The sequence below is a fragment of the Ferrimicrobium acidiphilum DSM 19497 genome (assembly GCF_000949255.1).
In the GTDB taxonomy this organism is placed as follows: domain Bacteria; phylum Actinomycetota; class Acidimicrobiia; order Acidimicrobiales; family Acidimicrobiaceae; genus Ferrimicrobium; species Ferrimicrobium acidiphilum.
Genome location: NZ_JXUW01000004.1, coordinates 159,881 through 175,727, shown reverse-complemented (window position 1 = coordinate 175,727; position 15,847 = coordinate 159,881). Strand labels below are relative to the sequence as shown.

Here is a 15,847-nt window from a genome sequence, read left to right as displayed (position 1 = left end):
TCGACTATGCAAGACGCAAAGCTATCGTCGAACCAGTATTTGGACAGATGAAAGTTAGACAGAAAGCGGGCCACCTACGCCTTCGAGGACTATCGGGAGCCCAAACGGAATGGATGCTGCACTCAATCTGTCATAACTTACGAAAACGGGTCTTCGGAAATAAGCGGCAATCCGGTACCAAGATCGACCAGGAATCGGCAAGTTGTTGAACGCATCTGAGGTGACTGGCCAGATTGGGGCCGTCATTTGGAGAGGCCTAAGCTACACAACCCGTGAACGGGCAAGAGGGGACAAGGGGTTCTCCCTGATGTCTTACTTATTGGGTTGATTGGTTCGGGTTACGAACCAAGTGCGCTAGAGAGCTGCGTTGTCACCGGGGTAACAGTGTCTAGTGGTGACCAGTCGGGCTTACCAGCGCTAAGGAGCGCCCTGATTCTAAAGTTTGCAAAGTTTGTCATCCCAAAGGCGATGCGCTTGATCCGCTTAATGAGATTGTTCATCGACTCTGTCGGTCCATTGGTCACAAAGGAGCTGTGCCAGGCCAGGATCTCATCATGCCAGCTTTTCAAGGTTCTCCCAAGTAGTTGGACCTCTGGGGGTCGTTGGTTATCGGTGAAGTCACTGATGAGGGCATCGAGGTGGTCTCTGGCGAGTTTTGGGTCACGATAGGTATAGAGCTCTCGTAAGGACTCCTTGGCTCGCCAGCTGGTAGCTACCTCGTTATCTGGATCTCCAGCCTCAAGGAAGCGAGTAAGTTTATCGTTGGCACCCTCGGTGAGCTTCTCCTTGGCCATATTAAGGAGTCGCCGGATGCGATAGAGCGGATCCCCACCTCTGCCTCTGTGACCAAGGATGTTCTGTTGTACTCGTCTCCTCGTCTCATCAAGGCGAGTGTTGGCGATCTTTATGAGGTGGAATGGATCGGCCACCAGGACAGCGTTGGGTAACGCCTCTTTAAATACCGCTCTATAGGAACCAGCCAGGTCAAGGGTTCCCCACTTGATATCATCACGCCACTCCCTGGGCTGACTAGCTATCCACTTCTTTGGCTCCGCACCTCCTTTACCAGGAACTACATCAAGAAGGGTTGCGCTCATAACGTCCACGATTGAGGTAGACCACTTCTGGGTCCGATAGCGACCCTCGCGATAGAACAGGGTCTCATCTAATCCGAGTGCACGAACCTTACCAAAGCGATTTGGATCCTCAACGAGAGGAGTCCCATAAGCAATGACAGCATCATTGATCGTGTGCCAGTCACAATCGAGTTCTCTGGCTACCGATGACACCGATCGCCCGTCTCTACCAACCACTCGGGTTGCGAATCTAGCTGCCCTATCGGTGAGCTTTAGCCTTGGGGCTGCGATCCTAGTGTCCACATCACTCCATGACGGGGCGATGCAGGTCTCATCCTTGCACACCCACCTGCGTTTGTGCCAGATGAGCCTTACGGGACGGCCAAAGCTTTGTAGATCAATCAGCTCTACTAGTGAGCCTCCCTTGGAATAACTCATCCCATTACAGACTGGGCATTTTGGCCGCTCACCCAGACACTCGATATGGACCCGAAGGGGTGTCTTTGAATCTTCGTCACCCAGATCCTCGACACCAATCAAATTGACGTCCTTTAGACCGAGCAAGATCTCTGCAATGCGGATAGGATTTTGTTCCACAGGGGTCCTCCAGTGATGAGTTGTTACTAATCCCATTCTGGCAGAGCCCCTGTGACCCTCCCAAACTCACCCCTAGTGCGTGGCTATACCCGACTAATTTCCCCACTTAAATCCGAAGTCCCATACTATCTCGGTGGCTAGCTCATCTGGAACGAGGTGCTGTACGTCTCATATGAGGGCTGGAGCTAAAAAGAGCTAGAGGGCGGCGCGAACCTGCGCCGCCCTCTGATTGAACCGTGGATTTAAGCTCTCATCTACAGACCGCTAGTCAGCAAGGCTTGCCTCGCCTTCACCCTCTTGTATTCCACGCCTAAGCGTAGAAGCTCTGACAAAAGCCTGTTCAGTATCGTCGCTGTTTCTGCCAGAGGCGACAGCCCAGGCATAAAAGACCAGGGCGACAACGACATCAACGATGAGGTCAAAGGGATAGTGAATCAAACCTTTGTGGTTGTTGAATGGAGCACCAAACCTCGCCGCACCAAAGTAAGCGATGGCCATCATGGCAAGGAGGTAGACCGGAAGCCAGATCCCAGATTGCCAATCTTGGCGCGTGATCTTTTCGACTGGGGCACCGAGAGCTGAGGCAATCAGATAGACGACGGTCCCGCCGAGAATCCCAACCACCAGTTTCCAGTCAACTGCCCAACCCGACCAGTAGATAATCAGGGTACCACCGATGAAGGCGAGGACGCCGAATACCTTGGCTCCACCCAGTCTGAATGGGCGATACTTGTCGTTGTGGTACTTGCGAAATACCGCAAGCGAGACAGGACCCATGACGTAGGTAAATGCAGTTGCGGAAGAGATGACTCCCACAAGGCTCTGCCAACTTGGGAACGGCAGGAGGAAGACGATGGCGAAAAGTACGGTGATCGACATCGCCCAAATTGGAACACCGAAGCGCTCGGAGATGCCGCGGAACTTGTTGCCAAGATAGTTATTGCGAGCGGAGCCGAGCACAACACGTCCGCCAGAGGAGAGATAGACCAGTCCGGTACCTGACGGTGAAAGGACGGCGTCAGCATAGAGAATCGACGCCAACCAGCCGAGACCGATAATGGTAGCCACCTGTGCGAAAGGTGATGTATACGCCAGCGATGCCCAGCCTTTAGCTATTGCGTTTGGCGGAAGAGCTGCGATGAACACCACCTGAACCAGGGTGTATACGAGCGCACCAAGCAGAATGGCGGTAAGGATGGCACGCGGGACGTCACGCTGGGGATTCTTCGCCTCGCCAGCCAAGTCTACGGCTTGGCGAAAACCTAGTAGCGAGAAAATGATTCCACCCGAGGAGACTGCGATGAAGATACCTGCTGTCCCATAGGGCATGAAGCCATGCGTCGTGGTAGCTGTATAGTTGCCCCAGTGCTTGGCGACAAAGAGGATCACAATGATCGTCAGTGTCGGCGTGATGAACTTCAAGAACGTGACCACGCTATTGATCTTGGCAAAGACCTTGACCCCATAGACGTTGATCGCGTAGAAGATGAGGAGAATGATCGCCTCAACGATGAAGTCTAAGGTGCTGTTGTTCTGGAATGAGGTTATGTAGTGTTGCGCATACTGAACTACGGCTTCAGCTTCGATAGCTGGAACCGCTGCATAACCAAGGAAGGCTCCCCAACTCATGATAAAGCCAACGAGCGATCCATGGGTAAAATGCGGAAAGCGCGTGATTCCACCGGCTTCTGGCAACATGCCAGAAAGCTCTGCATACACGAGCGCAATGAAGATAACAATGACGGCAGCGATTATCCATGCGAGAATGGCCGCTGGGCCAGCGTAGTTTGCCGCGTAGAGAACGCCGAAGAGCCAACCAGAGCCGATGATAGCACCGAGTCCGGCAAAGCTCAGGTCGATATACGACATCTCGCGTCGCAGTCGCCCTCCCTCGGCGGGTTTACTTGTTTGCATTGAGTAGGTCCCCCTGACTTCTCATGTAGTTGTCTACGAGCCTGTCACAGCCCATCGGAGTTAACTTCAACTCCGATTGCGCCTAACTTAGTACAGGTTGAGGGCCTTGGTGGTCGCTTTAGGTAAATTCTCATCGCCTATTTGATTGCAGCTGTGTTTAGTGCGCTTCAGACCATGATGGTTGACGGACTATTCCGGCGTCTGGGTGATCTGATCGGACCTGGATGCGGTATCCGGCGTCCGAAACTGGCGCTCGAAGACCTCAGCGTAGAGACCACGGCGCTCAATTAACGTTCGATGCGGACCCACCTCAGCTACCCGACCGTGATCTAGGACCACTATCATGTCAGCGTCGAGTACGGTCGAGAGCCTATGCGCGATCACAAGCGATGTTCTCCCCTTGAGCGTGCGCCCAATCGCCTCTTGGATGCGAGCCTCGTTTGTCGAATCAAGGCTCGAGGTCGCCTCATCAAGCACGACCACTTTGGGATCCTTGAGCAGCACGCGGGCGATCGACATCCTCTGTTTTTCGCCGCCTGATAGTCGATACCCACGCTCTCCTACCAGAGTATCTAGGCCTTGTGGTAGTCGTTCAATCAGCTCTGCAAGTTGACTCGCCTCCACCGCTGCGGACAGCTCCTGGGTGGTAGCATGAATGTTGGCGTACAACAGATTGGACCTGACGGTGTCGTGAAAGAGGAACGGGTCTTGGGACACGACTCCAATGAGCATTCGCAGTGTCTCAATGTCGAGCGCACGGAGATCAACGCCGTCGAAGCTGATCGATCCATCGGTAGGGTCGTATAGACGGGTGATCAGATTTGTTATGGTGGTCTTGCCTGCACCTGACTGTCCAACGAGTGCGGTCATGGTGCCCTGTTCGAGGGTCATGTTGACATCGAATAGGGCATAGTCATTGTTCACGGGTTCGGTTGCGACCGGGTTCTTGGCGAGGCTGGCTAATGGTGTGGCGGAGGGATACTTGAAGCTTACGTGCTCAAAGTTGATCTGGCCGGCCGGTTTGGGTAGGTGGATCGGCTGCGTGGGGTTCTGTACCTCTGGAGTCAGATCCAGCACCTCGTAGACACGATCAAAGCTCACTAGCGCCTGCAATAGATTCACACGGGCCGAGGAGAGATCGGTTAGCGGTGCAAAGAGCTTTGTGACGTACTGCGCCAAGGCGACTAGTGCCCCGAGCGTGAGCACATGGTGGATCGCCTCGTCTCCACCGATGGCGTAGACCGCCACAGTGCCAATACCACCCATGAGTGCTAGGGTGCTGTAGTAGAGACGTCCAAAAAGGGCGAAGCGAATACCCGCCTCCCTGACCTCGGCCGCCTGGGTCCGAAACTGCTCTGACTCCCTGCTCCGATTGCCGAACAAAGAGACCAGTAGTGAACCGGATACATTGAAGCGTTCTTGTTCGAAAGCGGACATCTCAGCATTTGCCTGCATCTGGACTCGGGCATATCGCGTCAATCTCTTTCCGAGTAGGCGATCCAAGGCTATGAGTACCGGTACGATGAGCAGAGCGAGAATGGTCACCTGCGGTGAAAGCTCGAACATGAAAAATAGTGTGAAGACAAGAGTCGCCACGTCGGAGACGAGTGATCCGAGTGTACCGACTACCTGCTGCGAGGCGACCACGTCGTTGTTTACGCGAGAGATGATGGAGCCGGTTTGAGAGTGCGTGAAAAAGCTGAGAGAGAGCGTCTGCATGTGTTCAAAGAGTCGAATCCGAAGCCGATATATAATCCCCTCGCCGATCACCGACTGAAGATAACGGCTGAGTACGCCAACCCCAGTCTGGGCCAAGGTTAGGACTCCGAGAATGACGGCGTAGATGATCAGAAGGTGGACAGAACCTCGAGGAATGGCATTGTTAATAAGATCCTTGAATAGTAGAGGAGTCAGTGAGCCGAAGAGCGCCGCCAGAAGGATCGCCAGCAAGTACAGGGTGATCCCAAAGCGAAATTCTTTGGTAACCTGCCAAGCGCGGCCAAGCGTTCGGCTGTCGATGTCCTTTACGGATACCGGAGTCGAGCTCCTGTTCCGAAGGCCACGCATTGTGTTCACTGGCGTCGTCTGGTTGTATGCATTCCCAAAAGGCTAGTAGCCTGAGGCGAGGTTTTGGAAGAGAAGGGGAACTCGTGGATCGAGATAGTTTCTATCAGGTTATTTTTGGACGTCGCGATGTCCGTGGACAGTTCACCGGCGCGGAACTTGACTCCGGAGTGCTCGGCAGAGTCCTAGCCGCGGCCCACGGCGCTCCAAGCGTAGGAATGTCACAGCCGTGGGACTTTGTCTTGGTCGAGTCAGAGGGAACAAGACGCGCCTTCTACGAGCATGTCTATGAGGAGAGGACCACCTTCGAATCCATGCTGGATGACGACGCTCGTGAACGTTTTCAGAGGATCAAAATCGAAGGAATCCTAGAGGCGAGCCTTGGCATAGTCGTCACCTACGATCCACAGCGAGGGTCTCCGCATGTGCTTGGTCGACATGCGATCGATGACGCAGGGCTGTACTCGGTCTGTCTCGCGATCGAAAATCTTTGGCTTGCGGCCACTGCAGAGAGCATTGGAGTTGGCTGGGTCTCGTTCTATCGAGAGGACTTCCTGGCCGATCTCGTAGGGCTGCCGGCGAATATCAGACCAATCGCTTGGCTCTGCCTCGGCCCAGTTACCCATTTTGAACAGATACCAGACCTCGAACGCTTGAATTGGCAGGCCCGACGCCCTCTGCGCCCGCATGTGCATATGGGTAGGTTTGGAGAGCACGTCGACATAGAGCGTCTCGTTGATCTGCCTGGCGAGGTAGCGGAGAAGACCAAATGAGAGTCCCCGTGATCGCTGCGCCGCTAGCGTAATTGATGGTAGCGAAGCTAGAACTTAAGACTCTCTAGCAAGGCTTGTAGCATCTCTCCTCGCTCTAGATTCTCAGCAACATATCCAACTGCATTCTTGACACTGTCAACAAACGATTGCCCATGGTAGATGGAACGAGAGAGATTGTTTAGCCGATCCTGCACCTGTTGTTGTGCGAGGATCGACGATAGATCGGTCGTAGGCACGTCCGAGAGGAGTTCTCGGGTGGTGACAATACCACTAGCGAGTTCATGCTGGTAGAGAGAGTCGGCAAACTCCTCAAGATCGCCCACGCTGTTACCTTGATCTACCAGCAACGAGAGATACAGGGCGAGAGTCCGTCCTGGGACGAGGAGATCGGAGATTTGGGAGTCGATCTGGGCTTGAGTCAGGAACTCTCGACGCTGCTGCCAGCTAGTCGGCAGGTCATCACGCGTACTCAGTGCGTGAGCAACGGTCTTAACCCGGTTGGTGAGTTCGCCCAGGTCCTCACTGTCGAATAGCCTTTCGGGCTCGTCGACGACGAGGCGGAGTTCGAGAGCTGACGTGCAAACGAGATCCTGGAAGCCAAGGTAGGCATCCATCCTTGCCTCGAACGATACTCCAGTTGACCAGAGAAGACGACGAACCGTAGCGCGCGCATCGGAGACGAGGAGGGCTAAGTAGATATATTCAGCTGCCTTAACGATCGAGATGTTAGCTGCAGCTGCGATCGCCTGAACTCCAAAGACACCAACATGGTTGACGATTACATTTGCGATCGTGGTAGCTATTAGTTCGCGACGCAAAGGATGCCGTAACGAGAGTTGTCTGATCCGTTGGCGAACGGGCAACGGAAAGTACTCCTCGTAGAGGCCGTCGGTTAACGGGTGATCGAGGAGCGAGCTCTCCATCAACTGCTGATTGAGGTCGAGTTTTACGTACGAGATGATGATAGAGAGCTCGGCTCTTGTTAACTTTCTATTCGGTGGGTTCGCCGCGATCACCGACGGGTTCGGCAGATGCTCGACCCCGGGTGCGAGTCCAGCAGAGTCGACAAGATGAGTGAGCAGACGGGTGATCTCTCCCCAAGAATGGTCATAGCGAACCTCGGCCGCCGAGAGAGCCCAATTCTGATAGACGTTATCGGCAAGCACCTGTGTTTCGACCTCGGAGACGCACTGGGCCAACACTTCGTTGCGTTGATCCACGGAGAGTTCATTTTGGTGAACAAGAGCGTCAAGTGCGATTTTGATATTGACTTCGTGGTCAGAGGTGTCGACACCGGCCGAGTTGTCGATCGAGTCGGTGTTGCACCGACCTCCACTCAAACAATATTCGATGCGACCGAGTTGTGTCATCCCTAGATTGCCCCCCTCACCGATGACACGTGCTCTAACCTCGTTGCCGTTTACACGAACAGAGTCATTAGCCTTGTCGGCGACCTCGATATTGGCTTCGGTTGATGCCTTGACGTAGGTGCCGATGCCACCGTTGAAGAGTAGGTCTACTGGCGCCTGGAGGATATGTCTGATCAGCTGATTGGGCTCATACGAACCTACTGGTATCTCGAGAACCTCGGCAACCTGGGGAGAGATCTTGATCGCCTTCACGTTGCGAGAGAAGACACCGCCTCCCGTCGATATGGCGGATTCTGGATAGTCCTCCCAACTCGTGCCGGCCCCTTGTGAGAAGATGGCAGCACGTGCCTGCCACGAAACCTCAGGTTCAGGGTCTGGATCAAGGAAGATGTGGCGATGGTCAAAGGCGGCTACTAACTTGAGCTGGTGCGACCGTAAGGTGCCATTGCCAAAGACGTCGCCAGATAGGTCACCAATGCCCACTGCGCGGATCGGGGTTCGGGCCACATCGATGCCGACGGCATCGAAGAGATGCTCGACCGATACCCAAGCCCCTTTTGCAGTGATACCCATCTGCTTATGATCGAATCCATGCGATCCTCCGGATGCAAACGCATCACCAAGCCAATATCCATGGTTGATGGAGATCTCATTGGCGATGTCTGAAAAAGTGGCGGTTCCCTTGTCAGCTGCCACCACAAGGTAATGATCAGGGCCGTCGTGACGTACGGTTCTCTCTGGTGGCACAACCTTACCGTCAACAAGATTGTCGGTCAAAGAGAGGAGTGTCTCCATGAATACTCGGTAAGATCGCTCGATCTTGGTGGCGTTCCGACCCTTTGGATCGAGGTCCTTGACTATGAAGCCGCCTTTGGATCCAACCGGCACGATGACAGCGTTTTTCACTGTCTGTGCCTTCATGAGTCCCAGGATCTCTGTCCTGAAGTCCTCCATGCGATCGGAAAATCGGATTCCGCCTCGGGCGACTGGACCGCCCCGCAAGTGAACGGCCTCCGTAGTCTCATTACGCATGTAGATCTCGTAGCGAGGCTTTGGCTCTGGCAAGAAACTCAGCATCCGAGGGTCGATTTTGAACGCAACTGCCTTGCGATCAGTTTGGAACAGGTTGGTTCGCAGCATGGCGAGAATAAGTTCTTTCATCCCGCGCAGAACCTTGTCCTGGTCTAGAGAGGTCACGTTGCCAAGTGCCTCCTCCAAAGAGGCGATCAACCGATCGCTGGACTCGCCACGGTCAAGGTCAGAAACCTCAGGGTCGAAACGGGTATAGAACAGCCGAACCAACATTCGAGCTAGTGTTGGCTGACTCACCAGCGCTTGCTGGCAGTACGCTTCGGAGTATCCGAGGTTTGTGAGCCGCATGTAGCTTGCGAGTGCGCGTACTACCGAGATCTCTTCTGGGTTCAGCTCGGCCGCTATTGCGAGCTGGTTGAGCTGGTCGTTCTCCTCTTCTCCGTGCCAGATGGAGGCTAGCGACTGCTCTACTCGTTCTCTGACGCGCCCATTTCTCAAGCGCTCGAGAGAATCATCGTCTTCAACGACTAGCCCAAGATCTATAATCCAAAGCTCTCGATTGCCAGAACGACCGCGATATGGTTGTTCATCTAGCACCTTGAGACCAAAATTTTCAATCACAGGAAGGATTTGCGAGAGCGATAGTCGACTTCCGAGCAAGATTAGGTGGAGCCTCAGCTCTCCATTAACATCAACCAGCAGTCGAGAGGAGAGCCGGCGGTCGGACTCCAACAGAGAGGCGATTGCAGTAAGATCGGAGATGATAAAACTATCGTTCTCCTCCTGCTGATAGCTCTCTTCGACTGATTCCGCGACAAGATCGAGCGCACCCAGCACCTTTGGTAGCAGGTCAGGGTTTAGCTCTTGACGTAGCTTCGATCGAATGCGAGTCCTCCAGGGAGTGGTAACTCGATCGAGCTCTTCGGCAAGCTTGTCCAACCCATCTGGGGTCAGGGAACCGAGGAGGATGTACTCCAGCACCAGACGGCGCTCGGAGAAGAAGCGACCTACACGCTTAGGTACCCCGTCGCAGTAGTTCGCCAACGTATCATCGATTCGATCCTCGATGCCTAGTTCGACTCTGTCGCCTGGAACTAGTACCAGCAAACGCCGTGGTCCGGTTGGTGCCTGACTCAGAAATACTTGGGTGCGTGAGACCTCTTCGACTAGGAGACCTGATCGCGCGAGTTCAAGGAAGTCGTTGATCGGCAACGCTAGGACCGTGTCAATGTTGAGCGAGGTCACAAAATCTTGCAAAACTCGATACGAATGGCTTGTTGGAAGAAGGTTTAGACGTTTGCGAGCAGTATCGAGACGATCCGCCACCTCCGGAGCCGCGAGTCCGATTGCTCCTGTTCGCTGGGGCCGAAAAATCCCGACAAAGTCAACCTCTCCCTCTGGGGTCTTAAATGAGACCGCGCGGAGCTGGGAGAAGTCGAGAATCTCCGATCGAGCCGGGAGAACCTGGATGTGATAGTTTGAGCCGAGGCCACGGGGCCAGTGACGATCGATGGCGACATCCTCGCGCGTAATTCCGAGGTCGAGTCGCTCACCCTTCTTCGGACGTCTTATCTCGGCGAAAGGCAAGAAGTGCGAGAATGCAGAGTTACTAACTGGGGGTTCTGTCTTCCCATTCATCGGAAACTCTTGCTCCTCGATCAGATGCAGGAGATCGGAGAGCATTCGATCGCGGTCTCGATTGAAGTGATAGAGCTGTTGATAGCGCTTTGCCAACGTTCGAAGGAGCTGTTCAGCTTCGACTTTGGTCACCGCTATAGGGAACTGGGCAGCAAAGAATGATAGAAGTTCGGTGGGTTGAGCAGAGCTCACATTACATCCGTAGTCGACGAGATCGGAGCGTTCGAGAATGGGGTGTATGGTGGTGAGTCGATCTGATTTCTCGCGAATCGTCTGCAGGAACGTGTCGACAAGAAATTCCATGTCGTTGCTGACTATGGACACCATGGTGCCCGGCGCCCGCATAGTCGAGAAGACCGACTCTAGTTCGGAGATCCCGTCGGGTTGACAGCGAACGCGCAGCACGTCCGACCCGCGGACAACCTCCATAACGCACATATCATCGGCAGTGATGGCATCCAGAGTATGGAGCTGAGCGATGAGTGCCGAAACGACAAAATCAGTAGAGAACGCCGTCTCTTCCTCGGGGTCGATGTGCGCGGTGAACGATCGAGCAAAACCTAGGAACGCCTTCCGCTTATCCGGCGTACCTAACTGGGATTCAAGTTCCCTCAGCCGTTCCTTCAACCCACTGAAAACCGGATTTTTGGTAGGCCTTTTTGATGTAAGTGTCAACTTCGACTCCTTTGTCGAGTAGATCTATCCTCTAATCTAGCGTATCGGTCGCTTGGATCGTCACGCTATCTAGTTCGTGGTTTTTAAGCTGCGAGCAGGATTCAGCTGTTTGCATCGCTGCTCATCGGCACGTTGCCTAGCTGACTTGATTGCTGGCCGGATGAACAATGACCGTGGCCGATTGTCCGACGATGCTAGGTTGGAATTAAATGGAAGGAGTCTTATCATGCGTAGATCTTTCTATTGGGTTTTTGCTTGGCCCTTCTATCTGGCTCTTACTTTCTTATTGGCAGTCTTCGCAGTGCTGCTTGCGTTCGATCTACTCGGCTTCGCCTACCGACGGATCGGCATTGCACCAGGATGGCTGCTTGTTACCTTGGCGGCAACGATTATTGGAAGTTTCGTCAATGTACCAGTGGCACGGTTGCACAATGCCGTCGAGCAGCCATCTGAACGCTCGATTAGCTTCCTGGGCATTCGCTATACCATTCCCACTCCATTGCGTCCAAGCGAGACCACTATTGCGGTGAATGTTGGGGGCGCCCTGATTCCAGCGGTACTCTCGATCTACTTGACCATTCATGACCATCTAGAGCTCGTGGCCTTGATTGGTGTAGTGATCGCAGCGGTAGTGGTTCGCTTTCTTGCTCGTCCGATTCGTGGGGTGGGGATCGCCGTCCCCATCTTTCTGCCAGCTCTGATAGCAGTTATTCTTGCCTCCTTGCTAACGGTCCACTATCTTGCAGCTCTTGCCTACATAATTGGGGTTATGGGAGTTTTGTTCGGTGCCGACCTCGCCAATCTCAACAAGACGCGAACTCTAGGAGCCCCGATCGTCTCGATTGGCGGAGCAGGAACCTTCGATGGGATATTTCTGGCCGGCCTATTGGCGGTACTGCTGGCATCCATCTAGTAGTACAAGCATCGGCAAGCGCTGTTAGGGTGGGCTGCCTCTACTGTCCTTGGCTCAACGAATAGCCGGGGATGTCGTCGAAAGCAAACAGGCCCTCAGTCTTGATAAACGGGAGTCCAGCGGCATTGAGACGAGCAAGTTGATCGATGAGGTCTGCCGTGGAGAGCACGATCCCGGGCTCTCTCGCCTGGAAACGACACCGCCAATGGTCAACGCAGAAAGTTTCTGCTGCACCGTTGGGATATACCTTCTGACCACGGTTACTGATCATTACGAGCGTGAGGTTTGGGTTGAGATGTGCCTCAATTTGGTGTCCAAGATCGTCCACCTCACCTCGGAACTCGACGAAGATGTCGATCCCCTCCAAGGTCTTCACCTCTATGGGACGATCATGCAGTTTCACGGTGATCGGTTCCTCTGAGTCGGGGTAAAGAGTGGAGGGAAGCTTCTGTGGGGTTTCGCCTAGCCGCTCTATCACCGCATCGGCAAAGGCATCGGTCCCAACCTGCTTTGTCGAACGGTTCTCGGTGTAGATATCTGGGGTGTGGATGCCGTCCTCGATGGTTCTCAACCAAGCGTTATGGATGCTAGTCGCGGTCGACCCCAAGCCGAGATGTACCAGCATGAGAACGGCCCCCATTAGGAGACCAGAAGGGTTAGCCACGTTCTTACCTGCGAGCGGAGGTGCGGAACCATGAATAGCCTCAAACATGGCGATCTCTTCACCGATGTTGGCGCTGCCCGCCAGTCCAACCGATCCTGTAATCTCTGCGGCGACATCAGAGAGAATGTCACCATACAGATTCGGAAGCACCAGGACATCGAACTGCTCGGGTGCGGTCGCAAGCTTGGCTGTTCCAATGTCGATGATCCAGTGTTCTGACTCTATGTCAGGGTACTCTTCGGCCACTTCGTTAAAAATCTTATGAAAGGTTCCATCAGAGAGCTTCATGATGTTGTCTTTGGTGAAGCTTGTTACTTTGCGACGATGATAGCGACGTGCATACTCGAAGGCATAGCGGATAATGCGCTCACTGCCGGGCCTAGTAATGAGCTTGAGTGTCTGGAATACGTCCTGGGTCTGGCGATGTTCGATCCCTCCGTAAAGATCTTCTTCATTCTCGCGGATAATCACGAGATCCATTCCAGGGTGCTGGGTAGGTATGTAAGGTGCGTATGAAATACACGGTCGGATATTGGCATAGAGACCAAAGGTCTTCCTAATGGTGACATTGACGCTCTTAAACCCACCACCTTGGGGAGTGGTGATTGGTGCCTTCAGGAGTACCTTGGTGCGGCGTAGCGAGTCCCAAGCACCAGGTTCGATTCCTGATGATATTCCTTGATCGAAGACATTAGCGCCTATGGTGATCCGCTCGATATCGAGATCGGCACCCGCTGTGGCGAGGATGCGAAGCGTTGCCTCCATAATCTCGGGCCCAATGCCGTCCCCTTCGGCCACGGTTATGTGCTTTTTACTGGCAATGCTCACGTCTGCTCCTAGTCCATCGTTGATTCGTCTCTTAGGCCGAATTGCCTTGGGGAACCGAACCGCTGTGGTTACACTCTCGTCACTCAAATTGTAGACGACGGTTACCGGGGCTGCCAAAAGAGACAGCGAGTTGGGACAACAGACCGACTCTGCTCGCTAGCGTAGCGCCAACCTCCACGGTTTGGCAGCTGGCCCTGAACCTTAGTTTGCGATGACGACTGAACCAATTGTGGTTCTTATATCAAAATCAGTCCCTCCGTCACCACCAGCACGCATGACGAATCTTGACAACTGTCCTGGCTCATGCCTTTTGGGCGGGACCCCTATTATCAGAGTCGTGGAGAGTATTCCAGATCTAATCTAGAGCTAAGAGTCCACAGCTGGAAGGTAAGTCCCCGACGCCTCCTCGACTCTGGTTGCGTGCCACAATCCATGCGGGTTGAGAGACTACACATGATCACGTGATGCCCCAAAATTGAAGGCAAGGACAACGTTTTAACCCATTGACGAAAAGTACTTTTGTCAATGGATGCGCTACCTGTGGTGGCGTCGTCTGACTGTCATAATATTGATCAGTTGACATTAGATGGATCGATCGAAATGCGCCCGTGTTAGGGTGAGCGAAGAACTCAGGTTTTGCAGATAGCCGTGAGTAACCTCTTGAGATCGGAGAATTGAGATGAATAAGGAACAGCTTGATCAGATGGCGCATGGAGCGGGCTTCATCGCTGCACTCGACCAGAGTGGTGGAAGCACCCCAGGCGCGCTCGCATCGTATGGCATTCCCCGTGAGGCCTACCATTCTGACGATGAGATGCTTTCGCTCATGCATGCGATGCGAGCGAGAATCGTCACCAGTCCTTGTTTTACAGGTGAACGCGTGATTGGCGCTATCCTCTTCGAGGACACTATCGACCGAAGGTTCGAGGGTGTTGATGCAGCTGACTACCTGTGGAATAACAAGCATGTTGTGCCTTTTGTAAAGGTGGATAAGGGACTTGCACCAGAAGCCGATGGTGCCCGATGCATGAATCCAATGCCGGACTTGGACGCACTACTGGCCAAGGCTGTCGCTAAGGGTGTGTTTGGAACCAAAATGCGGTCTTTTATTCGACTTGCTAATCCCGTCGGAGTCCAGGCTGTGGTGGATCAACAGTTCGAGATTGCAGATCGTATCCTGGCGAAGGGCTTGGTACCCATACTTGAACCCGAGATAGACATTGCCAGTCCGGATAAGCAGGCGGCAGAGGATATGCTGCGCGATGCATTGAAGGCGAGGCTCGACGCTCTAGCCGAAGATAAGTTGGTCATGGTGAAGTTGACTCTGCCTGAACGTGATAACCACTATGCCTCGCTAATTTCGCACCCACGGGTAGTTCGGGTGGTGGCGCTATCTGGAGGATACACTCGTGATGAGGCTAGCGAACGGCTCGCCCGCAACCACGGGATGATCGCGAGCTTCTCGCGAGCTCTCACTCAGGGGCTGCATGTTGATATGAGTGACGAGGCGTTTACCTCCGAACTCAACAGCGCCATCGAACAGGTGTATTTAGCGTCGATCGACTGAATCATCTCCTTGTCGCCCTGGGCGAGTTTTGCTGCTGGCGACGGGCACACAACTGATACCGCTGACCTAAGCACTCTTGAGTGTTGTTTACTGTAACTATATGACTAGGTTGGTCCCCATTGTGGTAGCAGCACAGGAACTCTAAGTTCACCCCATGACGCTACGGAGATGGGAAACAGGGGGACGTATTGATCCTCCTGTGCACACTCAGGGAGGTAGAAGGCGTTATGACCTGGCTAAACTTCGTGCCATTGCGCCTCATAAGGCTCCATCTACCAGGGCAACCATTGCTCATGCTCGCGTATCAACCAACGGTCAAAAAGACGACCTAGTGCGCCAGGTAGCTCTCTTGGAGAGCTACTGTGCTGTGAACGGGTGGACCTACGAGGTCATCTCTGATCTAGGGTCGGGACTCAACCATCACAAACGAGGACTAAAGACGCTCGTATCGAGGATCTGTTCTGGCGAGGTTGGATCGTAACTGGTGTTCTCCCTGTGTGAGCACTGAGGTAATCATTATCAACGCTAGCGAGGACTCAACCTTTGAAGAGGATCTAGCCAATGATGTTATCGAGATTGTGACCGTATTCTCGGCCAGGCTATATGGCTCCAGAAGCGATAAGAACAGACAGGTTATGGAACGGCTTCAGGAAGTAGCCAAAGAGGTAAGTCCATGACCCGATGTCCGAGCCTTCGATGTCCGAGCCTCATCCTATGGTTAGATTCCTATGAAGCG

The 15,847-nt window shown here is 53.7% G+C and carries 9 protein-coding genes and 1 pseudogene; 5 read left to right on the top strand and 5 right to left on the bottom strand.

Annotated elements, in window-relative coordinates:
• A partial coding sequence (locus FEAC_RS14505) for a transposase (protein WP_152623061.1) occupies positions 1-209 on the top strand: 209 nt, incomplete at its 5' end.
• 129 nt (positions 210-338) lie between these two features.
• Here FEAC_RS14505 and FEAC_RS03585 read toward each other — a convergent pair.
• The 3 genes from FEAC_RS03585 to FEAC_RS03575 all read right to left on the bottom strand — a co-directional run bounded on the left by FEAC_RS03585 (position 339) and on the right by FEAC_RS03575 (position 5,654).
• Positions 339-1,709, bottom strand: a complete 1,371-nt coding sequence (locus FEAC_RS03585; protein ID WP_082055614.1) for an ISL3 family transposase — start codon at positions 1,707-1,709, stop codon at positions 339-341.
• A 228-nt stretch (positions 1,710-1,937) separates the two neighbouring features.
• Positions 1,938-3,587, bottom strand: a complete 1,650-nt coding sequence (locus FEAC_RS03580) for an APC family permease (RefSeq protein ID WP_035388678.1) — start codon at positions 3,585-3,587, stop codon at positions 1,938-1,940.
• Between the two features lie 189 nt (positions 3,588-3,776).
• Positions 3,777-5,654, bottom strand: coding sequence for an ABC transporter ATP-binding protein (locus tag FEAC_RS03575; RefSeq protein WP_035388676.1), 1,878 nt, complete (start codon positions 5,652-5,654; stop codon positions 3,777-3,779).
• 83 nt (positions 5,655-5,737) lie between these two features.
• Here FEAC_RS03575 and bluB point away from each other — a divergent pair, with 83 nt between their 5' ends.
• Positions 5,738-6,424 carry a 5,6-dimethylbenzimidazole synthase gene (gene bluB, locus FEAC_RS03570; RefSeq protein ID WP_035388674.1) on the top strand — a complete coding sequence of 229 codons (687 nt, stop codon included), beginning with the start codon at positions 5,738-5,740 and terminating at the stop codon, positions 6,422-6,424.
• Positions 6,425-6,471: 47 nt separating this feature from the next.
• Here bluB and FEAC_RS03565 read toward each other — a convergent pair whose 3' ends face one another.
• Positions 6,472-11,139 (bottom strand): NAD-glutamate dehydrogenase domain-containing protein, encoded by a 4,668-nt coding sequence (locus tag FEAC_RS03565; protein ID WP_052565441.1) that lies wholly within the window; start codon positions 11,137-11,139, stop codon positions 6,472-6,474.
• 226 nt (positions 11,140-11,365) lie between these two features.
• On the opposite strand from FEAC_RS03565, the gene FEAC_RS03560 reads away from it, so the two are divergent.
• The gene (locus tag FEAC_RS03560) at positions 11,366-12,052 is read left to right on the top strand and encodes a DUF1614 domain-containing protein (RefSeq protein ID WP_035388672.1); all 687 of its coding nucleotides are present in this window, start codon (positions 11,366-11,368) and stop codon (positions 12,050-12,052) included.
• A gap of 40 nt (positions 12,053-12,092) precedes the next feature.
• Here the strand turns inward: FEAC_RS03560 and FEAC_RS03555 are convergent, their stop codons facing one another.
• A complete protein-coding gene (locus FEAC_RS03555; protein ID WP_052565455.1) occupies positions 12,093-13,481 on the bottom strand; it encodes an NADP-dependent isocitrate dehydrogenase in 1,389 nt (462 codons plus the stop codon).
• A 742-nt stretch (positions 13,482-14,223) separates the two neighbouring features.
• Between FEAC_RS03555 and FEAC_RS03550 the strand changes: the two genes are divergently transcribed.
• Positions 14,224-15,111 carry a fructose bisphosphate aldolase gene (locus FEAC_RS03550; RefSeq protein WP_035388670.1) on the top strand — a complete coding sequence of 296 codons (888 nt, stop codon included), beginning with the start codon at positions 14,224-14,226 and terminating at the stop codon, positions 15,109-15,111.
• 154 nt (positions 15,112-15,265) lie between these two features.
• Positions 15,266-15,788, top strand: a pseudogene (locus FEAC_RS03545) (IS607 family transposase).
• Positions 15,789-15,847 lie beyond the last annotated feature (59 nt).

Bases quoted from the DNA above. Each gene is read 5' to 3' on its own strand.
- FEAC_RS03585 (WP_082055614.1), bottom strand. From the start codon at position 1,709: ATGGGATTAGTAACAACTCATCACTGGAGGACCCCTGTGGAACAAAAT.
- FEAC_RS03580 (WP_035388678.1), bottom strand. From the start codon at position 3,587: ATGCAAACAAGTAAACCCGCCGAGGGAGGGCGACTGCGACGCGAGATG.
- FEAC_RS03575 (WP_035388676.1), bottom strand. From the start codon at position 5,654: ATGCGTGGCCTTCGGAACAGGAGCTCGACTCCGGTATCCGTAAAGGAC.
- FEAC_RS03560 (WP_035388672.1), top strand. From the start codon at position 11,366: ATGCGTAGATCTTTCTATTGGGTTTTTGCTTGGCCCTTCTATCTGGCT.
- FEAC_RS03555 (WP_052565455.1), bottom strand. From the start codon at position 13,481: ATGGAGGCAACGCTTCGCATCCTCGCCACAGCGGGTGCCGATCTCGAT.
- FEAC_RS03550 (WP_035388670.1), top strand. From the start codon at position 14,224: ATGAATAAGGAACAGCTTGATCAGATGGCGCATGGAGCGGGCTTCATC.